The following is a 21480-nucleotide window of genomic DNA, read 5'->3' as shown; positions in this document are numbered from 1 at the left end:
ACTCAATGAGTAGGTTCTGGTTCTGGCTGCCCAGGAGGATTTTTTAACCGTACATTTTTTGCTTCCTTCTGTGTTTGTTCTTTTCCTGCATTTCTTGGAACCATGAAGATAATGGATAGAATCGAGAGAACCCCGAATATGACGTTTACGATAATCCCCGCTGTAGCTGCCAGTTCCAAGTTTCCCGCAGCGGAAATGGACGTATAAACAGTAGCCGATATCGCTACACCGAAAGCTCCGCCAAGGGAACTCGCCATTTTATAAACCCCTGCAGCTTCTCCTACTTTGTTTGAAGGTGCATTCGATACCGATGTATCTGTTGATGGTGTTGCATATACACCAAGTCCGAGTCCAAATAAAGCAAAACCAATGAAAACAACCACCGTATATGCAAAGTCAGATAAGAACGTTAATCCCATAATTGCAACTCCAACTGTAGTGATGAGAGAGCCCCAAATCATTGGTGATTTTGCGCCTGCTCTTTGTAATAATTTCTCTCCAACACGTATCATCGCTAACACAGCGACCAAATAGCCGAGTGAAAGCATCCCTGCTTGAAACGAAGAAAAGCCTCTCCCTACTTGTACATAAGTATTGGCTACTACTAGTGTTCCAGCAATCGCATTTAACAAAAAGTTAGAAATTGTTGCACCAGAATAAGGTTTGTTTTTAAATAAGGCAAAATCGATTAAAACCACTTCTTTGCTTTTTTCGATTTTGTAAAAGACAAATAATCCGATAATGGCCACAATAGCAAGGATTATTGAAATTATACTTGTCCAGCCCAAATCTGCCCCAAAAGTAATAAATACATTCAATGCAACCATGGTGACAATAAAGACAGCAAGACCAGTGTAGTCGAATCTAAATTTACCCGTCGATTCTCCTTTGCTTTCTGGTGTATCTTTAATCAACCACATACTTAGTAAAGAAAAGACGATACAAAAAATGAAGATCCATCTCCATCCCATAGACGTTGCGATGGCACCACCAGCAAAGGAAGCAGCTCCTGATCCACCCCATGATCCGATTGACCAATAACTCAGTGCACGTTGTCGTTCTGCCCCTTCAAAATACTCTTTCATTAACGCAATCGTTGCAGGCATAATACATGCTGCAGATAGTCCCTGAAGAACACGTCCGGTAATCAGTAAAAAAGATCCTTGTGCTAACACAAGACACAGGGAGCCGATCACACTTAAAATCAACCCAATATAGGTCATTTTTTTTCGTCCAATTTTGTCTGCCAATCCACCGGCAGCAACAATGAATAATCCAGAGAATAATGCACTTAAACCGATGGCAATGTTTAATGTACCAAGTGAAATACCTAAATCTTCTTGTACAGCTGGCACTACATTGACCACTGACTGAGCAAATAACCAAAACGAAATAACTCCAAATACAATCCCAATAATTAATTTATTGGTGCCTTTATAGTTCGTCGCTTCCATAGTAACCTCCAATTCATTTATTAGCTAAAATGTGAATGATAATGAATTAGCTTTTCAGGTTACTTTTTGCAGTTTTTATTAAGTTCATTCCTTAAGACCATTCTGTTGAGAATTTTTTATTTCCACTTATGGGAATATTGACTAGTTCGTAAATTCCAGTTTGTTTATAAAACCACAGCATTCCCACTAGAATGGTTTTTATTATAGAATACTAAGTTGATTTTGCTTTACCAGTTCCGCAAGCAAGGTCTTCATTTTGTGTTAAATGACGGAACTTGGAGAAGGTAAAGTTAGTTGAAGAAAAGTCTAAATAGAATCAACACCAAAATAAAGACTATGTACTAGAGGACTTAAACTCATGCTTTTGATTGCTATTGGTTTTCTGTTTTTATCTCGAATTCCAAAGTGTTCTGAAGCATGAACTAACCTATTTCTCCCATCAAGGGTCAAGAAGCTTGCTGATTTTTTGATCAAACAGCCATTGTTCGAATTTTTTTGCAACCTCAAAATACTCGAGCTCCTTTGCTTTTATTGAAAAAATCTTTGTGCCTAACCCATCTAATTCTTTTTCTGGATCATTTTTTAACCCCTCATGTTCAAAATCAAAGAAGATGTCCCGTATATCTTCTGACTTTCGTTTATACGCAGCAGCTTCCAAATCGAAACCATTTTTATAATAACCTACATGCAAATCGTATCTATGGTCATAGAGCATTTTTATCACCTCAGTAACACTACACTTGATCGTTTCGCCATTAGGAAAACTAATTATAGGTTCAATTATTTGAAGTTGGACGATTACTTAACGGAAGTCGCGGCCTCTCATCTTGATAGATTGAATAGGTCGTACCTTCGTTTTCCATTTCAGAACAGTGCTGATCCTTGCAAGAAAACAAATAGGTATGCTGATCGGTTCGGACACTCACGACGAAATAATAAGGGAATGCCCCCCCTTTGTTTTTATCCATACTTGGATCCATTGCAATGATGTTTTCTGTTGTTGCTAAGTTTTGTAGTCGTTACTCTCGATTGTTTTTTGAACCATTTCACTCAATATCACTTTTTCTTTTTGAGAAGGTTCATATGCTTTTTGGATTAGCTTTTTTCCTATTAGAATGACATTCACCGCTAAGCTGACAACCAAGAGTGCAAGTACAATTTTATTTCTCAACTAATCCATCTCATTTCATTTTTATCTCTTAATCATGGTTATGCTTTAAGGGTGTATACTCGTTTATCCGTTTCAAAGCTAAAAAGAATAGAATGCTGGCAAGGATGATGTACATAGATTTTATCATTTTCACGTTTTCCTCATAACAACATTATTGCATTTGGCGAATCTCCCTTGTAGAGCAATTGCTTCTTCTTGCGTTCAACAAACGTCGAAAACAATATATTTACCAAACTGATAGCACCAAATATAATAAAATTAAATTCTGAGTAGTAAGGAAGTTATAATGAAGGCTTCTGCCCTTTGTTCAAAAATTAATTTTGAAAGGTTTTCATCTTCTTTTACGATGAAATGTCCTTATTGCAGGGCCAACTGAATAGAAAAAATGTTATTGCTTTCCTATTAATAAAAAGATTACTAATATGTATTGGAGACTGAAATGGAAATTACTATTAGACAAGAACACCCTAAAAATTACCAAACAACTGAGGAAGTAGTGAAAAGTGCATTTTCAACATTAGCCTATAGCGACAATCATGAACACTACCTCGTCAATCGCATTCGCAAATCGGATGCGTTTATTCCGGAACTTTCAATAGTTGCTTTCAGTCAAGAAACGAATTGGTCGGTCATGTTCTATTGTCTAAGATTCAAATCGTTAATGGCCCGACCAAGGTCGATTCGCTAGCGCTTGCTCCCGTTTCGGTTGCACCTGAGGTTCATAGAAAAGGCGTTGGCAGTCAATTAATACTTGCTGCGTTAGAAAAAGCAAAACAGCTTGGCTATCATTCCGTTATTGTATTAGGACACCCAGACTATTATCCTAAGTTTGGTTTTAAACCTGCGAGCTTATGGAAGATTCGTGCTCCTTTTGAGGTGCCGGACGAAGTTTTTATGGTTCTAGAATTAACCGAAAATGCGCTTGAGCATACACAAGGGATTGTTCAGTATTCAAAAGCTTTTGATTAACTAAGTGGTCCTTTCAGGATATCAGGCATAGGACGAACTGGCTAGAAGGTTGTTCTCTAAATTAATTTACGGATTGTATGACCCGAGCCACTAACCGTTGAGGCTAGACCATCCTCTATATTTCAATAGAGGTTACTCCAAAATCGTCTGCTACTATTTTGGATAATCTCTTTTTTAAAGGCTGTTTTCAAAAGAATTGTTTTTATATCCTAAAACCATTCACTACACAAAAGGAACTATTTTCTATGTTTCAATTAAGTTAGCAAGCTCTTTTCATATACATTGAGCTTTTTTGTATAACCTAGCTTATTCAGTTGTATGCTGGTTCAACAGCAACAAAGATTTAGAAAAGAGCTTTTTTAAGATACTCATTTACCTTCCTCTATCCACCTGTAAATTTCACATTATCCCTTTCTTCCACATGTTTAAACATTTATCACATTTTTTCTCACCAATCCTTCTCTTTATTTCTTCGATGCATTTATTTATCCATTATGAGACTGAAAAAAAATCACAGCATTTTTATGCATAACTATCCTTTTTCTGGGACGTAAATGGATATTTTTGTTAAAATTTAATATGATTTAAAGATTAGTACTTTTGAACCAATCAAAATATGTTGAATGAGGCTAAGGGGGAAAACGTTGTGGAGTTAAACGAAATTAGAAATGAACTTTCAGTTAGAGGAAAAAACGGAATAGGCTTTTTAAGTTCTGCTGTTGTCATTTGGTCTCTGATCACCTTCATATTTTTACAGTCCTTTGACATACAACAGAAAAACATTTATATGTTGTTTTCAACAGGTTTAATGTTTCCATTATCCGTTCTCTTTTCTTCTTTTATCAAGGCTGATTGGAAACTCAAAAATAATCCATTGGGAAATCTAGGTTTATTTTTAAATATTGCTCAGTTAATCTATTTTCCTATCCTTTTTTGGGGAATTATCCATCATCCAAATGATGCAATTCTATTTTTTGCAATCATTACTGGGGCTCATTTTTTTCCTTATGGCTGGTTCTATCATACACTTGCCTATTATGTTATGGCACCAGTGATATCGGTCTTCATGCTATTCTTGGGATTGTATTTAGATGGAGAAAAATTATGGCTGATTCCTCTATCTATGACAATCGGTTTGTGCTTTTTAGTCTTTTGGAACCGCTTGGATTATAGGAAGAAAATGATTTGACAGGAAGGATTCATAGCATACAGCTTTATACGAGACTCTCACTCCCTTTTTAGTTCCGTGTAGTATTCCTCTGTAGCTAAAATCCATTGTGAATATACCTTTATACGTTTGATCAAATGAAGATTCTAGTAATTTTTTTTTAGAGATATAGGGAGAGGTTTGATGAAAAGATTTGGAATGATAGGTAGTCTTCAATTATTCATTGCATTATCGGGACTTGGTTACCTATTGATTACAAGATTAATAGGTATGGAACTCTCTGCATGCGATCAGTCTTATTTTCTTGATTCTCCCTATTTTGATATTGATTAAATAAACCGAGCCATTGGGCTTGGTTTTATTATTGTTGCTATGTTTAAAACTATGCTTATAACGGCACCCCAGTAAATTCTCCCCTAATGTGTCGCAACAAAAATTCCTAAATTAAATGAAGGATTTTCTCTCAGCCGGAAAGAATTGTAGTAAAAATAAATCATATACTAGGAGAAACTTATGGATAAATGGGATCGAAAGGATATACAGACACCCCGTGGTACTTTTGAAGTCTTTATGAAAGGTAAAGGCGAACCTCTTTGTGTGACTCACTTGTATTCTGAATTTAATGAGACAGGAGATTATTTTGCGGAATCATTCGTAAAAACCCATAAAGTACTTTTGGTGAATCTCAGAGAAGCAGGAAATTCGGCTAAAGCGGACAACCCAAATGAATTAAGCATGATCGATTCCATTCTTGATTTAGAGGCAATTCGTCATGCTTTAGGATTTGAGAAATGGGGGTTCGCTGGGCATTCGACAGGTGGGATGTTAGGAGTTGTTTATGGGATTTACTTTTCAAACAGTTTGACGTTTAATGTTGTTGTCGGGGCAGCTGCAAGAGAATATATGACCTTCTCTCCTGATTGTATCTACCATAAAGAACACCCCAAATATAGATATATGCAAGATTTAATGGAAACCTTAAAACGTGCCGACTTATCAACAGACATGCGTAAAGAATTAACAAAAGAGCGGACAAAATTATCTTTATTTAAACCGGAACTTCATGATGAATTTTTTTCACTAAAGATCCAGAAAAAAATATCGGCTGTTCGCTTGAATTATTTTAGCCGGGAAGTCCTCATATTTGATGTAACCAAAAAGCTAAAACTCATTTCAACTCCAACATTGATTGTTTGCGGGAAGTATGACGTTCAATGCCCTGTCACATACTCGATCGAAATGAATGAGTTGATTCCAGATTCTAAACTTGTTATTTTTGATCGAAGCAATCATTATCCTTTCTTGGAAGAGTCCGCGGAGTTTGAGAAAGAAATGAAGACTTTTATGATAAGTCACACATAAAGAAAATAAATTGTAATTAAACGATCGTCACGTTGGCGGTCTTTTTTTACGCTGGTGAAGTTAGGAAATTTCCACCCTATTAAATTGTTGGAGGAAGCGATGGAAGGATTTAAAGTTAAAAAAATAAAAGATTTGCTTGTTGTGAATTCAGACCAGATGGTGAAGGAAAGCAAAGACGAGGGTTTTCGTTTTATCGAAAGATTAGTAAATGACTATAAAAATGACAGTAATACCTTTCATCAGCTTGGTGAATCTCTATATGGGGTGTTTAACAATGAAGGTGTACTCGTTGCGATTGGTGGGCTTAATATTGATCCTTTTTCAACTGAAGAAACCATTGGTCGGTTGAGGAGGTTTTATGTTTCGAGGGATTATCGAAGAAACGGCCTTGGCAGCCTCTTGTTGGAAAGGATCATTTCTGAGGCAAAAGATCATTATAATGTAATCGTGCTTCATACGGATACAGAACAAGCGAATCATTTTTATCAAGCTTTTGGATTCATAAAAGAAGCTAGATATCCTAAAACAACGCATTATTTTAATTTGTAAAAAATGGGCAGGAGTTCATTTACTCTACATCTAAAGTAGTAGAAAAATTACATCTTTTATAGGACTCTTTAATTGTTGGATGTTGGTAATATGGATTCAAGGAGGTTTTGAAGATGATCAAAGGGCTGTTTGAAGCACACTTACCTGTAAAGCATTTAGAAACATCAATCAACTTTTACGAAAAATTAGGTTTGAAGTTGGCTTGGAGAGATGAAAACACGGCATTCTTTTGGATTGAAGAAGGAAAAAGTTGGCTTGGTTTGTGGGAAGGAAATGAGTACAAAACTGAGTACCACCCTTCTTTACGGCACATTGCTTTTCGTGTCACTTACGAGGCTTTAAAGGCATCTTTAGAATGGCTTGAAACTCTCCAAGTGAAAGCCGTTCCTTTTGGGAACCGAACAACGGTGGAGCCTTTCGTAAGACCCAATCAAGGAAATGCTTCGGTCTATTTTAAGGACCCTGATGGGAACAGTTTAGAGTTGATGTGTTTTGTCGATGTTCCTGAAGAACTTAGACATATGACTGAAAAGTTGTCGTTTGACGAATGGGAGAATGCGCTGAGTCGGAAAATTGATTAAGGGCTCTTTTCATTTGACTGCATATGGGTGCTTTATAAGGTCTCAATAAAACGCTCAATTAAATTTGAGTGTTTTTAATCTTTTCATATCGATTTATATCGAACTGATTCACTCGCCTCACACTTAAAATTCGATATAAAAAGGATGAGTATGTTCGTTCAAACAGTATTCAATTCTTTGTCTAAAGTTCTTCCAAGTCACCATTTCTAAAGCCTGATCAATTGGGAAGAATCCTACTTCTAAACTCTCTGGGGAAGTGGCTAATTCTCCTCCAACGGGTTTAGCGAGAAACAGCGTGTTACATATAGAGTTATGTACATTTTGGTAGATCCCACAAAATTTTAAAACCTCAATATCAACACCTGTTTCCTCCTTTGTTTCTCTTATCGCCGCGGCTTTTAATGACTCTCCTTCTTCAACTTGACCGCCAGGCATTTCCCAACCTCTTCTAGGCCCCCTGATTAATAATATTTCTTTTTTTTGTATTTAAGACAATTGTCGCTGCTGAAACGATATGTTTTGGATGTGTGTGTATAGCATTTGTGTTTTTTTCAGTTCTCTCCACTGGCTATCATCTCCTTTATGACGAAACAATCCATAATTAAACCATTTAAATGGCACCCTTTGTAAATACTTTCAAAACAATTTTAACATAAAATACCAGACTCCTTCACTTCCAAATTAGCAATGTTTGAGGAAACATGAAGAACTTTAATTAAAAATAGCAGACCAACTGACGGGCTGGTCTGCTACGTTGTGGCTATTTAATAGGTGTCCTAGGTTTAATATATAACAAAACGGAAATCTTCTTCCGAAGGATTTATTCCGTTTTTAATGAAATTTGATTGGAATAATCTTTCTTTTCATTCATGTTTTCATCTGTGTATTGAACGCCGCTATAATAGAGAACCCCATCTTCGATTCGAAGATCGGTGATTTGAATCTCATCCCCATAGTCCGTGACAGCTTCGGTTTCTTTGGTTTCAATATTGATTCTGTAGATATTCCCTCCTACACTAACCGTACCATGCGGATAACCAATGATGACGAGTACATGCTGATCATCTTCCCAAACGACCTCTTTCGGTTTCTTCTCCGCGTCAAACGGAACGAGTACATCCTGGCTTCCATCATGAAGATCAACAAGATAAAGATTGCTCATTGTTTCCCAGCCATAAGGGGATAAATAAGCCGCTTTCTCGCCATTGGGGGATTTTACCGGTTCGGAAGGCATGTCCTCTGCTAGTACGACTGTCTTTCCCCCAGCTTGTACCAACTCGATGGTATCCTTTTCAGCATTCAGTTTAATATCAAAGAGATCAGCTTGATTTTTTGTTTCTTCTTCATTCTCCTGAGTGCCTGTTTTCTCCTTTTCATTTTCCGTTTGTTTTTCCTGTTTCTCAGTGGATTCTGTCTCAGATGACTTCTCCTGTGTTGTTTCGTCTGTATTGGAACATGCTCCAACTACTAATGAGACTGCAAGTATTAATAATAGTAAATACTTCTTCATTATTATTCCTCCCCAGTATCGATGTTTACGTGCTAGATTCCCTCGGCAGGTAGAAATTATGCGTAGATATTATGAATTCGCCCATAGTTGGAGGTCTGTTTTTTAAATCACAATTGATAATTTATAGGTCACTATCCGGTTTATACTTGATTGGATGGAAACCGAATTTCAAGAAGATAACAAATTTCTCCGCTAATTTGCTAGTTGTTTAAAACGTATGTAGAATGTTTATGGATGTTCTAAGCATATTTAGTAAAACCTCTTGTGGAAAAACGAACAGTTTCTGTGAATTATATTTTTTTAAGAATTTTTGCAGGGTTGCCCGCTACGATTGTATTAGCTGGAACATCTTTTGTCACAACCGAACCCGCAGCAACAACGGAATGGTCCCCGATAGTGACGCCTGGCAAGATTACACAACTTCCACCAATCCACACATCGTTTCCAACTGTAATCGGAATCCCATATCCACTCTTGTTCCGATCCTTAGGTTGGATTGAATGACCAGCCGTATAAAACCCGACGTTGGGACCGATCATGCAATTATGACCTATCCTAACTTCAGCCATATCTAAAATTGTGCAATTATAACAGCATAAAAATGGTCGCCAACGTGAATATTGTAGCCCAAGTCACAATGAAAATTGTGTTCGATACTAGGATTAACACCAACAGAACCAAACAATTGTTGAATCATTTCCTCTCTTTTCAAAAAATCTTCCACAGCACTATTGTTGAATTCTTGCACAAGTTTATGGGCCCGGATATTTTTAAGTCTTAGTTCCTCAGTACCCCGTTCATAATGGATTTTCTTTTTTTTCTGCATTTGTTCTTTTCTCCCTCCGATATAAGTCTTTTAAATGATAAACATTTATAGTGTTCGATTAAAAATCTTATTAACTCATCATACTCATGGGCTTTATAGAGAATACCTTTAGTGGCAAACACATAATAAGCGGGTGTTTTTCTATTTTTAAAAGAGGATATTGTTTGTTTTGTTCGGGAAATTCTCTATCCTCCCCTACTACTTTCCTATTTGAATTATCTAAATACTCTATATTTTTATCGTATCATTTTATCTAATCGATTTGTTACCTATATTTGTTCTTAAGGGACCGTTTTACCGTTTCCTGCCTTTTCATTCATGGCGAGCACCGAGACCGGCTTCTTTCTTACCGATTCCTCCTTTTTTCTTTATCGGCGGTCACATAGAACCGCTCTAGCTTACCGGTTCCTCTTTTTTTCTTTGGCGACGGGCATCGAGCACGACTCTCGATTACCGTTGCTCACTTTTCTCTTCTTCAACGGGCATCGAGCACGACTCTCGGTTACCGTTGCTCACTTTTCTCTTCGTCAACGGGCATCGAGCGCGCCTCTCGGTTACCTTTGCTCACTTTTCTCTTCGTCAACGGGCATCGAGCACGACTTTCGTTTACCGTTGCTCACTTTTCTCTTCGTCAACGGGCATCGAGCACGACTCTCGGTTACCGTTGCTCACTTTTCTCTTCGTCAACGGGCATCGAGCGCGCCTCTCGGTTACCGTTGCTCACTTTTCTCTTCGTCAACGGGCATCGAGCACGACTCTCGGTTACCGTTGCTTACTTTTCTCTTCGGCAACGGGCATCGAGCACGACTCTCGGTTACCGTTGCTTACTTTTCTCTTCGGCAACGGGCATCGAGCACGACTTTCGTTTACCGTTGCTCACTTTTCTCTTCGTCAACGGGCATCGAGCACGACTCTCGATTACCTCTAACCACTTATCCCATCGTCAACGGGCATCGAGCACGACTCTCGGTTACCTCTAACCACTTATCCCATCGTCAACGGGCATCGAGCACGACTCTCGGTTACCGTTGCTCACTTTTCTCTTCGTCAACGGGCATCGAGCGCGCCTCTCGGTTACCGTTGCTCACTTTTCTCTTCGGCAACGGGCATCGAGCACGACTCTCGGTTACCATTGCAAACTTTTCTCTTCGCCAACGGGCATCGAGACACGCTCTCGATTGCCGTATTCCACTTTTTTCTTGACCATGGTCACCGAGAAAGTAATTACCCCGAGTACAATTCCAAATAACGCCAAATGGATGGGCCTTTTGTCGTAAAAGTAAGAAACAATCGAGACTTTAAAAGCAGGAACTATTGCCCATTAACAGGAAATTATTAGATGATGATGATTTTAAGAATGCCTACTAAAACTCGTTTTATGATGCGGCAGGATGTTAAGGAGGTTTAGGTAGAGAGAGGAATAGTTATAACACTTCTGGGGGGAAATAAAATGAAGAAAATAATGCTGAGTTTATTGCTGCTTTTTAGCCTGGTGTTCATTGAGGCACCTACACCTGCTTCGGCAGCAAGTGGAGATTTAATTATTATCAATAAGTCAAACAACCAACTAGCTTATTATCAAAATAATAAACTGGTAAGAACATTTAGTGTCGGAACGGGCCGGCAACCTTCACAAACGCCTGAGGGCAAATTTAAAATCGTGAATAAAATTAAGAATCGCCCCTACTATACTGACAATATTCCTGGCGGGGATCCACGGAATCCACTTGGAAACAGATGGCTTGGAATCAATGCACGCGGTACATGGGGAACAACATACGCGATTCACGGCAACAATAACCCGAACAGCATCGGTGGGTATGTGAGCGCCGGCTGTGTGCGAATGCACAACAATGAAGTACAATGGCTTTATAATCAGGTTGATGTCAATACGCCGGTTATAATTACAACGTCGGGTAAATCGTTTAACTCGATTGCAGCGGCAAATGGATACAACGTTTCCGGAAAAGCTTCAGTTCCAGCGACAGCTGCTCCTTCAAGCACTGTACTAAAAAAAGGAATGCGCGGAACGGAAGTGAAAAAATTGCAGCAAGATTTGACCAACAAAGGCTATAGCACAAAAGGTATTGATGGAATTTTCGGACCAGCAACAGAATCGGCCTTGAAAAAATTCCAAAAAGCGAATAACCTGAAGGCAGATGGCATTGTCGGACCGGCTACCCGCAAGGCGCTGAATAGCAAAGTTGCTGCGAAGCCTGCTAAAAAGTCAACTACTGCTTCGAAACCAACGAAAACAAAGAAAAAAACATCTACAGCTCCGAAAACTGCCACAAAAACGTCTAAAAAAGACACTTCAACAACTGCCTATTCAAGCAAAATCCTGAAAAAAGGCATGAAAGGCGCAGAAGTAAAAAAACTGCAACAAAATTTAACTAATAAAGGCTATAGCACAAAAGGAATCGATGGAATTTTCGGACCAGCAACAGAATCGGCCTTGAAAAAATTCCAAAAAGCTAAAAACCTTCAAGTGGATGGTATTGTCGGACCGGCTACTAAGAAAGCACTAGGTTAATAAATTTCGAATACGAAAGGTAATCATTATAATTGATTGCCTTTTTCGTATGAATTCTGTTGAATTGAAGCTAGGTAATTGTTTCTGATCTATAGGGAGAACCCCCATTTGTAAATGCCATGGGGGTTCTGGGACTTTTCCGAAACTTAGTATTCCATAATGTCCCAAGTATGTTCAAAGGCAATCGCCCCTTTTAACGTTTGGGAAACAGGACAAGCTTGGTCAAATACAGAAAGGGCTCGTTCCGCCGCTTCCCGTTTCCCTTTTGGAATTTTGAGCATATAATGACAGCTAATTTTTGTAATTTTCAAGACCCCATCTGGAGCCTCAATGACCCCTTGAACATTGGCTTTAATCTTATTGGGGGAACTTGGAATTTTACGCGCCTCCAGCGCGCCTGACAATGTCCCGACCAGTCAGCCGCCAGCTGCAGCAACTAGATGATCTAAAGTTGAAGGATATTGGACTTCTGGGTTCACGCCATAGAACTCCTTGACCCCACCATGAACGCCAAAAGTAAGAGGTTCTTCAAATCCATCAACGTAGGCCTTTTTCACTTTATTCCTCGTATCTTCCTGATAAATAGTGATATTTGTTAAAGCAATCGGCTTAGACAAAAATTCATCCTCCTCTATAAATTCGCTTTATGACTCTAATAAAAATCCAGTTAGAAATTCTAAGAATGGTATTCTCGTTCAGTTTTCGCTTTCCTGCTTTTCACCCTTTTTTTTTGTTTACCATTTTCGTTCCTTTGGCGATGTTTGTTTTTATGAAAGTATGGACAAAAGCCTGTACCTTTTAGGTGAACTTACATATCTTACACTATACCCTATAAAAAAGGAGCGATATGATGGAAGACAAAAGAATTCAAGGTTTATTTGGGCAGCCAGGTTACGGCGGTTACGGCGGTCAAGGTGGCTTTGGGGGCTACCCTGGTTATGGCGGGTATGGTGGATACCCAGGCTACGGTGGTTATGGCGGTGGATATGGCCACGGAGGATATGGCCATTACGGTCCCCACCATGGGCACCATGGGCACCATGGGCATCATGGGCATCACCACGGTTATCACGGACAACACCATGGCGGACACCATGGGCATCATTATGGAGGCTACCGTGGATAAATAATTCCATCTGAATGGAAACAAGCCGCTTCCCACAACTTTGGGAAGCGGCTTTATTTGTTAAACTTTTCTATAATTATCCATAAGAGGCTGATTTTCTGTTAAAATTGAAGCAGATTAAACAACAATCATGATAAGGTATTATGGTTGGAGGTGCTTGGATGGGCGCACTATTAGGAGTGTTGGCTGATTTATTCGGTGCAATAGCTTTTGCACTGATGGACGAAAACAATAAAGACAAAAACGAACTAGCCTCTAAAGAGTAGTGGTTTTTTAATCATGGACTTCTAAACCTAAAGTTTTTTACTTATCAATATTCTTATACAATTAAAAATAAAGCCAAGAAAATAAGGTGGGTATGTTGTGTATGCAGTAGTAGCAATCTTTGATACTAAGACCGAACAAATCATAAAAAACATTTGGCAGGAATTAAAGAAACAGTCTATTTCCTGTTATGCTTTCGAAGTTGAAGATAGACGACCACATATTACTCTAGCAAGCTACAATAAAATGAATATTAATGAATTTATTAGAGAAATGGATTCGTTCTATGATCATCAATCTGCTATTTCAATAAATTTTAAAACAATTGGATCCTTTTTGAATTCGGGCACCTTATTCCTGTCACCAACTCTTACAAAGGATTTGTTTGATTTCCATTTAAGTCACCACAAACACTTCGAGAAATACAATAATAACCCTCATTCTCTGTACTTGCCAAATCATTGGATACCCCACTGTACAATTGCTAACCGATTACCATTAGATAAATTAAAGGAGGCATTTAGTTATTGTTCTGAGAGTATCAGTGACATAAATGGGAAACTAGTTGAAATTGTCCTTATTGAAGTTTTAGACAAGAAAAAAGAAGCACCAACTGTTTTTTCAAAGAAGTTAAAGTATAAATAAAAAATGGTTAGCGGAGGTGGAATTGTGAATAAGTCTTTTTGGTTTCCGTTGATTGCATCAATTGGAACGATGATTTTCCTCTATGTTATAGGTTTTTTAGCAAGTGTAGATATGCTTGTCTTTAAGTTCTCATTATCCTATACTGAGATTTCTCTATTACCAATTTTTATTGGAATGGTAGTGGGATTTATTTGTGAACGGATTATGAAATTGAAGGTTCGTTCATAAAACGATTTACGCTAGAATGATAGAATCTATCATTCTAGCGTCTTTATTAGCGGACAACTTTTTTAGTGACAATCAATTCCCTATCCTTTTTGCTTCCAGAGCTTCATTGGGTCTTCTTGCCCTTCTTCTAAAACCATCCGGATCATCTTTAATTGGCGGTCTTCTCTTTCTTCCTTTAAATCTTCATAAATTAATTTCGATAATCCTAATCCGGCTCCAACTGCGTCTTCAACCGATTGGCAATAGACCACCTCTTCAATGCCTGCAAAGTACATCGCAGTTAAGCACATTGGACATGGCTCGCCGCTAGCGTACATTTTATAACCAGTTAGCTGATTGGTTTGGAATTGCTGTTGGGCTCTGCGGATGGCCAGCAATTCAGCATGTCCACTAACATCAAAGTTTTTATGATATTCATTTGCTCCTTCTGCAACAATACTGTTGTCTTTCACCAGAACGGACCCAAACGGTTGCCCGCCTTCCTTTACATTCTCGATTGCCAACTCAACAGCTCGTTTCATGAATGAATCCATTCAATCTCCTCCTTAGGTTTCATTTACCAAATATAGCAATTAAATTAAAATATAGTCCATTTCCCAGTAGTGTTCAATCAATCTACTTACTAGTTACTTGTTTTGAGCGGAAATTCCTATGTAGTTGGATTAGAGTCCGTTAACTTTATTTATCTACTAATACCGTTATGCAATTTCGAAAAAAATCCCCCTTGCTTTTATAAACAAGGAGAATTTCGCATCATTCGCTCAGTTTCAAGATCGGTTCCACGGTGACCTCAACATTCCCTTTCAAAGTTTGCGAGATAAAGCAAGCTTTTTCCGCACGTTCTGCGAATTGTTTAATCTTTTCTTCTTCATCCAGATTGGAAACAGTGACGACTGGTTTATGGATGATCTTTTCGAACGTTAATTTTTTCCCGTCTTTTGAGACGATTCCTTCCGAAGTCATTTCAATTTGAGTGAAATCAATTTTTCGATTGCTTAAAATGGCACCAAAAGTCGCTAAATAACAGTTTGCAGCTGATGCAATTAATAACTCTTCTGGATTCGCACCGTTTCCAACACCTGCAAGTTGTTTTGGTGTTGATATCACCGTCTCCCAATCGTCGGCTTCAATGGCGCCTACTCCTAAAAGACCCCCTTCCCAATTTCCTTTCACCGTAAACACATGCTTTTCCATAATGTCCCCCTACCTTTTCCAATTCTTTTAATATTCAATCTTTATTGTACCAAAATTTTAACCTGTAGAAAGGAAAGAATTGGGATTATCTTACCCTTACCATCTAAAAACTTTGTTCTATCACTTCCACCTCTATAATATCAGCCATCGGGATGCGTACAGCCGCCCCATCTTCCGTAACCATACGTACTTCTTTTCGAATGGAGTCGACATAATGTACTCGCCCTTTTTCTTCATATGTAAATCCTTCGGTCCAACGTTTGAGTAGTACTGGAAAGTTAAACTCCATCGCGTAACAGATTTTGCGGTCAAATTCTTCTATTTCATAAGAGTCAATCAGCGGCTTCTTTTGTCTGAGTTCGTCCTGTTCAGCTTCCCGCATCATTGAACGTAGTTCCGGTAAAAAGGACGCAGGTGCCCATTTGATCTTTCCACGATCTCTAATTGCCATGTTTAAATCATCTCCTTTCATTATTATATACGAATATATGTTCGATTATCTACATAAAAAAATGTCACTCTAGTAGAGTGACGAATTGACCGGTATTTTAAAACTATTTTTCCTCTCTTCATGTGGAGCAATTTGATTGCCCTATTGTGCCTTTATTAAGGTCATAAAATCTATTTTATCGATGTGTTGTGGAAAATCAATTAGTGGGTTGCGATTTTTTTGAATCTGATGGATTTCTTTGTTGCGATGTTTTTCATAGATGGATACTTCATGTTCGTGGTGCCAGTGGATGAGCATCTTGATGTCCTTGCTATTATATCGGTTAATTTCACCAGGATATCTTAGTAAAAAGTATAATGTTGCTCTAGCAACTTCGCCTTTTCCGCTTTCAGGTTCAAATTTACTGTCTTCATATTTCCCACATTCTGGCCGAATGGCTTCTATTTCCATTTGAGGAGTATAATCCTCAAAATCATAATAAGGGTAATTGGATCTTGAGGAGTTGCACACCTGTTCACAAGTGAAAAGATGGTGAAGATCTCCTCTCATTGGGTTGTCCTTATCAAACCAAGACTGAGGGACAACATGTTCGCAATTATACATAAACTCCCTTTCAATATCGGCCACAGCCTTTTGTCGCGCTTGATCATTTTCGAAGATGCTCATTGTTAACTTAGCCAGCGCTTTCTCTCTGTTCTGTTCCGCTTCATGATCTTCTCTAATGGTTTGTTCAGGATCTTGTTTGTTTCCAGAATAGATACTTTTTAGCGTACCATCCGTGTGAAGGTCTACTCTTGAATAGAGTAAATTCCGTGTCTCAGAATTATACGGAAGCTGATTTTCATGCGTGTTGGAGATTAATTGATGGAGACTTTGAGTAATAGCGGTTTTGTCACTTTGATTAAAATCTATGGATTGATAGTATTCCTTGATAATCTTTTGATCTTGTTCTTCATCATAATACCCTTTTTCATTTAAGATTTTTGATTTGTTTCGACTTAATTCTACTAATGCAGTATTTAGCTGAAAATTTTCCTTAGTCATTTTATCCCCCTTTTCACGGTTTAGGTTAGTTTTTATTATCCTTGGCATTTGTTACCGGAGTGTTTAGATTTGTTAACTTTTCGATTAAGTTTAGCTGCAAAAACCCGTTTCCTTCGGAGCTTTTTCGGAACCCAAGTGGTAACGTTCTTTTGACAAGTTGGGCATAAATTTCTGCTTCACTAAGAGATCGGCCAAACTCTTTTTCACTTAGATTCATGAGTAAGGCTAACGCACCGGCCACATGCGGAGCCGCCATCGAGGTTCCTGATAGTTTCGCATATTGATTGTCTAGATAGGTGGAATCGACCTCGACACCAGGAGAGACAAGATCAATTTCTGCATTTGTGTTGGTAAATGGAGCGAGCTCTAAATCATTGTTCACCGCCCCTACTGAAATGACTTCGTTATAAGCACCTGGATAGGCATACTCAAATGTTTCTTCGTTGTCGTCCCCTTCATTTCCTGCCGCGACAACGACGGAAATGTTCTGATTTACGGCTTTCTGAATCGCCTGATGCATTTCCGGTACATCAGTAGGACCTCCCAGAGACATCGAAATCACACGCACTTTTTCATTATTCGGACCAGTCCAATCGACAGCATAGTTAATCGCATTGATGATCCACTCATAATCACCAGCACCTTCACCCGTCAAAGCCTTTAAGCTTAAAATTTTTGACTTAGGCGCAACCCCAACAACTCCGTTTTGATTTAAACTTGCCGAAATGGTTCCAGATACATGGGTGCCATGGCCGTTATTGTCTTCAAATACGGTTGGATCACCATTATGATCACTGGTAAAATTCCTTCCTCCAATAATTTGGTCTTTCAGGTCAGGATGATCCGTGTCAATCCCAGTATCAACGACTGCAATGACAACCCCTTCTCCATGACTGCTTTTACCCCATATCGCCGGTGCCTGTACCAATTCAACGCCTTCTGGTGTTTCATTTGCATGATCCACTACTGATTGAATCGTATAGGGGATTAATTTCATTTGTTTTTTTGTCATTAAAATTCCTCCTTTAGAAATATCTGTCAATCTATTTCTATGGAATTATGCTAGAAAAGGGGACAAGTTTAATCATATTGAAATATTTTTTTAACATAATAGTAATAATTAACGCATAAAGTTGAGGCATTTCTCCCAAATAACCAACCCCCTTTTATTCATTGAATCTTCTAGAATTGTGCTCACTCCTCTCGTTGGGAACGTATGTTCTACCCCGCTGTTTTTTCATTATATCAGAGTTTCCTATCAAATAAAACAATAAATCCACCACTTTAGAAATATTCAGATTTCAATAGGTTTTCTCATCATTTTTTTAGAAAATAGACTTTGTCCCTGCCAAATTTCTTTTTATTCCATACATATATAAGTGTAAAGATTATTTTTCTAAAAAAAGAATTGGAGGTGAATGTAATGAAACTCTATTTAGATCCAGGACATGGTGGTTCAGATTCTGGTGCGGTTGGTAATGGATTGAAAGAGAAAGAGATTAGTTTGGATATCGCTTTAAAGATTCGTTCGATTTTAACCAATCAATATGAAAATGTACAAATCAAAATGAGTCGTACCGGTGATAGCGGTAAAAGCTTAGGACAGCGAACCAATGAGGCGAATGCTTGGGGAGCTGACTTTTTCCTATCGATTCACTGCAATGCCTTTAATGGCTCGGCAAGAGGATATGAAGACTATATTCACACAAGCCTGTCGAACTCTTCTACAACCGCGAAGTATCAAGATGTCATTCATGCAGAAGTGATTAAAGTGAATCAACTACAAGACCGTGGGCAGAAAAAAGCGGACTTCCATGTTCTCCGCGAAACAGCGATGCCAGCGCTTTTAACCGAAAACGGCTTTATTGACAATGCCCAAGATGCTGCGTTGATGAAGCAATCTTCATGGCGCCAAAAAGTGGCACAAGGTCACGCAATTGGAATTGCCAAAGCTTTTAATCTTAAAAAAAAACAAAATGATGATCAAGAAAAAGGAGCCGTATACAAAGTAATCGCCGGTTCCTTTAAAACAAGAGAAAATGCAGACGAACGTGTCAGTTTTCTACGTTCAAAAAACATTGATTCGTTTGTTGTGACTCTTTCCATCTCAGGTGAAACATGGTACCGAGTTCAGGCTGGGGCCTTTTCAAGCCGCGAGAATGCAGAAAAACGGTTGGAAGAAGTAAAGAAGGCAGGCGTTAGCGATGCCTATATTCTTTCTGAAAGCACAAGCGACAACTCAAATGAAGAAAAACCATCTGGATATTCGATTCTCGGGAAAACCTATTTATCTCCAGAACATATGAACCAGTTTGTGAAAAAAATCAATCCTGATGCCATTGAGCTGGGAATCTACTATTTAACGTTCGGAGAATATTATGGTATCCGAGGAGATGTCGCGTTTGCGCAAGCAATGCATGAAACCGATTATCTTCGTTTTACCGGAGTCGTGAAGCCAGAGCAAAACAACTTTTGTGGCTTAGGTGCTACAGGACCAGATAATCCAGGAGCAAGCTTTGAGACACCTCGAGATGGTATACTAGCCCATCTGCAACATTTATATGCTTATGCATCGACAAAGCCGTTGCCTGATGGATATCCATTACTAGACCCACGATTTGATTTGGTAACAAGAGGGTCTGCCACAACATGGGTAGGTTTAAACGGTAAATGGGCTGTACCTGGCACAAATTATGGACAATCTATTTTAGGCCTCTACGAGAGAATGATCAATGGAGCAATGCAAAATCTAGAAGAAGTCATAAATGAGGTTAAACGGGCATCTTCTTAGGATTTGCCCTCTTTCTCTTTCACTTTACTCTAGTTTTCTATTAAAAAGAGTTTTTTAAAATAAAGGCTGTTTCGTAAAGTTTGTTGTTAAAATCCTAAAGTCGCTTTTAACGAGATATAAGCCTCTCTCCGCGTGACTACTTTGTTTGTAAGCTCTTTTCTCATCTCGTAAACGAACTTTGGTATGGAATCATAACTAAATCATTCTATATTTCCTTTAAAAACAACAATCTTTGAGAAAAGAGTCAAAATAAAAGAAAGGATGATTTGCATGTTTAGTTTTTCGATCGTTCAACTGGTTCGGCGAATGGGTAATAAGCTGGATAAAAACATACAAAAAGAACTGTTGCACATGTACTCCCCTTTTCCTTCCCTACCATGCTTTTTGCATCGGCCAGTTGAATATATTACGAAAAAGGCTAAGAAGTTGCCCTTGGTGATTGAGTTTGAAGACGATTGTTTCGATCTTGGTGTGAAAGATTTGCAGAATACTAAATGCCACTCGCTCCACCAATTCCCTTCCGTTTCCTGTTGTTCCGCAAAAATGTCTGTTGAAAGCATGGAGCAATTCCTCAATAGCTGTTCGCATATTAAAAAAGTCTATTATGACCGTAAAGTACAGGCACTACTTGATACCGCTACCCCCGCGATCAACTCCGACCAATTACAGGAATCCGGTTTAACAGGAAAAGATGTTACCATCGCCGTTCTTGATACAGGTATTTACCCACACGAAGATTTAGAAGGAAGAATCATTGGATTTAGAGACTTTATTAACAACCGAACAGATGCGTATGATGACAATGGACACGGCACACATTGTGCGGGTGATGCGGCAGGAAACGGAGCTTCATCCGGTGGGATGTATAAGGGGCCTGCACCTGAAGCGAATTTAGTTGGAGTAAAAGTTTTAGATAAAATGGGCTCCGGCTCCCTATCGACAGTGATATCAGGTGTTGAATGGTGTATCCAAAATCAATCACAATTCAATATTAAAGTTCTTTCCTTATCGCTCGGCAGTGATGCTCAACAGTCTGCAGAAGACGATCCTGTTGTAAAAGCCGTGGAAAGAGCGTGGGATAACGGCATGGTTGTTTGTGTGGCCGCTGGAAACTCTGGACCAGGTTCTTCCACAATTGCTAGCCCTGGAACGAGTCCAAAAGTCATTACCGTTGGCGCTGCGGATGACAAAAATTCAGTCGATCGCTCCAATGATACTGTCGCTGATTTTTCAAGCCGTGGACCAACGATTGATGGCTTAACAAAACCTGACCTTGTCACACCAGGCGTGAATATTATTTCGCTTCGCTCCCCGGGTTCATTTTTAGATAAAACAAACGCCTCAGCACGTGTTGATACAGATTATTTTTCACTATCCGGAACTTCGATGGCGACACCAATCTGCGCAGGTGTTGTGGCACAAATGCTACAAGACAACCCAAATCAATCCCCTGACGATGTAAAAAGACACCTTCTGAACGCTTGTGAAGATTTGGGACAAGACGAAAACGCTCAAGGCTATGGTTTGTTAAATGCGGTACGTTTGATGGAAATGCAGATGAGTCAGCACTAAGTAACAAAAGATTTCTAGAATAAAAGGTTAGCCGGAGAATGA

At 38.8% G+C, this 21480-nt stretch carries 24 protein-coding genes and 3 pseudogenes; 12 read left to right on the top strand and 15 right to left on the bottom strand.

The annotated features are described in order from the left end of the window. Positions 1–2: 2 nt before the first annotated feature. The 3 genes from M3182_RS08440 to M3182_RS08430 form a co-directional block, all read right to left on the bottom strand. Entirely contained in the window at positions 3–1454 is a 1452-nt protein-coding gene (locus M3182_RS08440; RefSeq protein WP_251557652.1) for an MFS transporter, read from the bottom strand. A 439-nt stretch (positions 1455–1893) separates the two neighbouring features. After that, positions 1894–2169, bottom strand: a complete 276-nt coding sequence (locus tag M3182_RS08435; RefSeq protein WP_251557651.1) for a DUF3986 family protein — start codon at positions 2167–2169, stop codon at positions 1894–1896. Between the two features lie 288 nt (positions 2170–2457). Then, positions 2458–2625 carry a hypothetical protein gene (locus M3182_RS08430; RefSeq protein ID WP_251432987.1) on the bottom strand — a complete coding sequence of 56 codons (168 nt, stop codon included), beginning with the start codon at positions 2623–2625 and terminating at the stop codon, positions 2458–2460. A 439-nt stretch (positions 2626–3064) separates the two neighbouring features. Here M3182_RS08430 and M3182_RS08425 point away from each other — a divergent pair. From M3182_RS08425 to M3182_RS08400, 6 genes and pseudogenes are all read left to right on the top strand, one after another. After that, positions 3065–3594: pseudogene (locus tag M3182_RS08425) on the top strand (GNAT family N-acetyltransferase). Between the two features lie 646 nt (positions 3595–4240). After that, positions 4241–4783 carry a DUF7010 family protein gene (locus M3182_RS08420; RefSeq protein ID WP_251557650.1) on the top strand — a complete coding sequence of 181 codons (543 nt, stop codon included), beginning with the start codon at positions 4241–4243 and terminating at the stop codon, positions 4781–4783. A 162-nt stretch (positions 4784–4945) separates the two neighbouring features. Further along, complete coding sequence (locus M3182_RS08415; RefSeq protein WP_251432982.1) at positions 4946–5095, top strand: hypothetical protein; 150 nt, start codon at positions 4946–4948, stop codon at positions 5093–5095. Between the two features lie 180 nt (positions 5096–5275). Next, on the top strand, positions 5276–6124 hold the full coding sequence (locus tag M3182_RS08410; RefSeq protein WP_251557649.1) for an alpha/beta fold hydrolase: 849 nt from the start codon (positions 5276–5278) through the stop codon (positions 6122–6124). 99 nt (positions 6125–6223) lie between these two features. Continuing rightward, positions 6224–6673 (top strand): GNAT family N-acetyltransferase, encoded by a 450-nt coding sequence (locus M3182_RS08405; protein WP_251557648.1) that lies wholly within the window; start codon positions 6224–6226, stop codon positions 6671–6673. Positions 6674–6786: 113 nt separating this feature from the next. After that, a complete protein-coding gene (locus M3182_RS08400) occupies positions 6787–7254 on the top strand; it encodes a VOC family protein (protein WP_251557647.1) in 468 nt (155 codons plus the stop codon). 123 nt (positions 7255–7377) lie between these two features. Here M3182_RS08400 and M3182_RS08395 read toward each other — a convergent pair. The 5 genes and pseudogenes from M3182_RS08395 to M3182_RS26125 all read right to left on the bottom strand — a co-directional run bounded on the left by M3182_RS08395 (position 7378) and on the right by M3182_RS26125 (position 10845). Beyond that, positions 7378–7789, bottom strand: a pseudogene (locus M3182_RS08395) (NUDIX hydrolase). A 285-nt stretch (positions 7790–8074) separates the two neighbouring features. Beyond that, positions 8075–8764, bottom strand: a complete 690-nt coding sequence (locus M3182_RS08390; RefSeq protein ID WP_251557646.1) for a DUF4652 domain-containing protein — start codon at positions 8762–8764, stop codon at positions 8075–8077. Positions 8765–9060: 296 nt separating this feature from the next. Then, positions 9061–9213, bottom strand: a pseudogene (locus M3182_RS26485) (DapH/DapD/GlmU-related protein); the annotation flags it as partial. 122 nt (positions 9214–9335) lie between these two features. Then, the gene (locus tag M3182_RS26480) at positions 9336–9590 is read right to left on the bottom strand and encodes a maltose acetyltransferase domain-containing protein (RefSeq protein WP_432806693.1); all 255 of its coding nucleotides are present in this window, start codon (positions 9588–9590) and stop codon (positions 9336–9338) included. A 1126-nt stretch (positions 9591–10716) separates the two neighbouring features. Further along, the gene (locus M3182_RS26125; protein ID WP_285867492.1) at positions 10717–10845 is read right to left on the bottom strand and encodes a hypothetical protein; all 129 of its coding nucleotides are present in this window, start codon (positions 10843–10845) and stop codon (positions 10717–10719) included. 195 nt (positions 10846–11040) lie between these two features. On the opposite strand from M3182_RS26125, the gene M3182_RS08380 reads away from it, so the two are divergent. Continuing rightward, positions 11041–12123 carry a L,D-transpeptidase family protein gene (locus tag M3182_RS08380; RefSeq protein WP_251557645.1) on the top strand — a complete coding sequence of 361 codons (1083 nt, stop codon included), beginning with the start codon at positions 11041–11043 and terminating at the stop codon, positions 12121–12123. 146 nt (positions 12124–12269) lie between these two features. Here M3182_RS08380 and M3182_RS08375 read toward each other — a convergent pair whose 3' ends face one another. Then, complete coding sequence (locus M3182_RS08375) at positions 12270–12527, bottom strand: OsmC family protein (protein WP_251432965.1); 258 nt, start codon at positions 12525–12527, stop codon at positions 12270–12272. A 12-nt stretch (positions 12528–12539) separates the two neighbouring features. Then, complete coding sequence (locus tag M3182_RS08370; RefSeq protein ID WP_251432963.1) at positions 12540–12740, bottom strand: hypothetical protein; 201 nt, start codon at positions 12738–12740, stop codon at positions 12540–12542. A gap of 233 nt (positions 12741–12973) precedes the next feature. Here M3182_RS08370 and M3182_RS08365 point away from each other — a divergent pair, with 233 nt between their 5' ends. The 3 genes from M3182_RS08365 to M3182_RS08355 all read left to right on the top strand — a co-directional run bounded on the left by M3182_RS08365 (position 12974) and on the right by M3182_RS08355 (position 14386). Further along, positions 12974–13249 (top strand): hypothetical protein, encoded by a 276-nt coding sequence (locus M3182_RS08365; RefSeq protein ID WP_251432961.1) that lies wholly within the window; start codon positions 12974–12976, stop codon positions 13247–13249. A 363-nt stretch (positions 13250–13612) separates the two neighbouring features. Continuing rightward, on the top strand, positions 13613–14158 hold the full coding sequence (locus tag M3182_RS08360) for a 2'-5' RNA ligase family protein (RefSeq protein ID WP_251557644.1): 546 nt from the start codon (positions 13613–13615) through the stop codon (positions 14156–14158). 24 nt (positions 14159–14182) lie between these two features. Further along, positions 14183–14386: an ATPase gene (locus M3182_RS08355; RefSeq protein WP_251557643.1), complete on the top strand. Its 204-nt coding sequence runs from the start codon at positions 14183–14185 to the stop codon at positions 14384–14386. Positions 14387–14466: 80 nt separating this feature from the next. Here M3182_RS08355 and M3182_RS08350 read toward each other — a convergent pair whose 3' ends face one another. From M3182_RS08350 to M3182_RS08330, 5 genes are all read right to left on the bottom strand, one after another. Beyond that, positions 14467–14919: a nucleoside deaminase gene (locus M3182_RS08350; protein WP_251557642.1), complete on the bottom strand. Its 453-nt coding sequence runs from the start codon at positions 14917–14919 to the stop codon at positions 14467–14469. A 220-nt stretch (positions 14920–15139) separates the two neighbouring features. Beyond that, entirely contained in the window at positions 15140–15580 is a 441-nt protein-coding gene (locus M3182_RS08345) for an OsmC family protein (protein WP_251557641.1), read from the bottom strand. A 103-nt stretch (positions 15581–15683) separates the two neighbouring features. Then, positions 15684–16031, bottom strand: coding sequence for a YolD-like family protein (locus tag M3182_RS08340; RefSeq protein WP_251557640.1), 348 nt, complete (start codon positions 16029–16031; stop codon positions 15684–15686). A 141-nt stretch (positions 16032–16172) separates the two neighbouring features. After that, positions 16173–17075: an endonuclease I family protein gene (locus tag M3182_RS08335; RefSeq protein ID WP_251432951.1), complete on the bottom strand. Its 903-nt coding sequence runs from the start codon at positions 17073–17075 to the stop codon at positions 16173–16175. A 25-nt stretch (positions 17076–17100) separates the two neighbouring features. Beyond that, entirely contained in the window at positions 17101–18087 is a 987-nt protein-coding gene (locus M3182_RS08330; protein ID WP_251557639.1) for a S8 family peptidase, read from the bottom strand. A gap of 411 nt (positions 18088–18498) precedes the next feature. Here M3182_RS08330 and M3182_RS08325 point away from each other — a divergent pair, with 411 nt between their 5' ends. Then, positions 18499–19866 (top strand): N-acetylmuramoyl-L-alanine amidase, encoded by a 1368-nt coding sequence (locus M3182_RS08325; RefSeq protein ID WP_251557638.1) that lies wholly within the window; start codon positions 18499–18501, stop codon positions 19864–19866. Positions 19867–20136: 270 nt separating this feature from the next. Beyond that, on the top strand, positions 20137–21438 hold the full coding sequence (locus tag M3182_RS08320; RefSeq protein WP_251432945.1) for a S8 family peptidase: 1302 nt from the start codon (positions 20137–20139) through the stop codon (positions 21436–21438). The last annotated feature ends 42 nt before the right edge of the window (positions 21439–21480 follow it).

The organism is Mesobacillus maritimus (assembly GCF_023715205.1).
GTDB lineage: Bacteria > Bacillota > Bacilli > Bacillales > Cytobacillaceae > Mesobacillus_B > Mesobacillus_B maritimus_C.
Note: the sequence above shows the minus strand (reverse complement) of the source record. Positions and strands in the feature narration are given on the sequence as shown.

Bases quoted from the DNA above. Each gene is read 5' to 3' on its own strand.
- M3182_RS08440 (WP_251557652.1), bottom strand. From the start codon at position 1,454: ATGGAAGCGACGAACTATAAAGGCACCAATAAATTAATTATTGGGATT.
- M3182_RS08435 (WP_251557651.1), bottom strand. From the start codon at position 2,169: ATGCTCTATGACCATAGATACGATTTGCATGTAGGTTATTATAAAAAT.
- M3182_RS08415 (WP_251432982.1), top strand. From the start codon at position 4,946: ATGAAAAGATTTGGAATGATAGGTAGTCTTCAATTATTCATTGCATTA.
- M3182_RS08410 (WP_251557649.1), top strand. From the start codon at position 5,276: ATGGATAAATGGGATCGAAAGGATATACAGACACCCCGTGGTACTTTT.
- M3182_RS08405 (WP_251557648.1), top strand. From the start codon at position 6,224: ATGGAAGGATTTAAAGTTAAAAAAATAAAAGATTTGCTTGTTGTGAAT.
- M3182_RS08400 (WP_251557647.1), top strand. From the start codon at position 6,787: ATGATCAAAGGGCTGTTTGAAGCACACTTACCTGTAAAGCATTTAGAA.
- M3182_RS08390 (WP_251557646.1), bottom strand. From the start codon at position 8,764: ATGAAGAAGTATTTACTATTATTAATACTTGCAGTCTCATTAGTAGTT.
- M3182_RS26480 (WP_432806693.1), bottom strand. From the start codon at position 9,590: ATGCAGAAAAAAAAGAAAATCCATTATGAACGGGGTACTGAGGAACTA.
- M3182_RS08380 (WP_251557645.1), top strand. From the start codon at position 11,041: ATGAAGAAAATAATGCTGAGTTTATTGCTGCTTTTTAGCCTGGTGTTC.
- M3182_RS08365 (WP_251432961.1), top strand. From the start codon at position 12,974: ATGGAAGACAAAAGAATTCAAGGTTTATTTGGGCAGCCAGGTTACGGC.
- M3182_RS08350 (WP_251557642.1), bottom strand. From the start codon at position 14,919: ATGGATTCATTCATGAAACGAGCTGTTGAGTTGGCAATCGAGAATGTA.
- M3182_RS08345 (WP_251557641.1), bottom strand. From the start codon at position 15,580: ATGGAAAAGCATGTGTTTACGGTGAAAGGAAATTGGGAAGGGGGTCTT.
- M3182_RS08340 (WP_251557640.1), bottom strand. From the start codon at position 16,031: ATGGCAATTAGAGATCGTGGAAAGATCAAATGGGCACCTGCGTCCTTT.
- M3182_RS08335 (WP_251432951.1), bottom strand. From the start codon at position 17,075: ATGACTAAGGAAAATTTTCAGCTAAATACTGCATTAGTAGAATTAAGT.
- M3182_RS08330 (WP_251557639.1), bottom strand. From the start codon at position 18,087: ATGACAAAAAAACAAATGAAATTAATCCCCTATACGATTCAATCAGTA.
- M3182_RS08325 (WP_251557638.1), top strand. From the start codon at position 18,499: ATGAAACTCTATTTAGATCCAGGACATGGTGGTTCAGATTCTGGTGCG.
- M3182_RS08320 (WP_251432945.1), top strand. From the start codon at position 20,137: ATGTTTAGTTTTTCGATCGTTCAACTGGTTCGGCGAATGGGTAATAAG.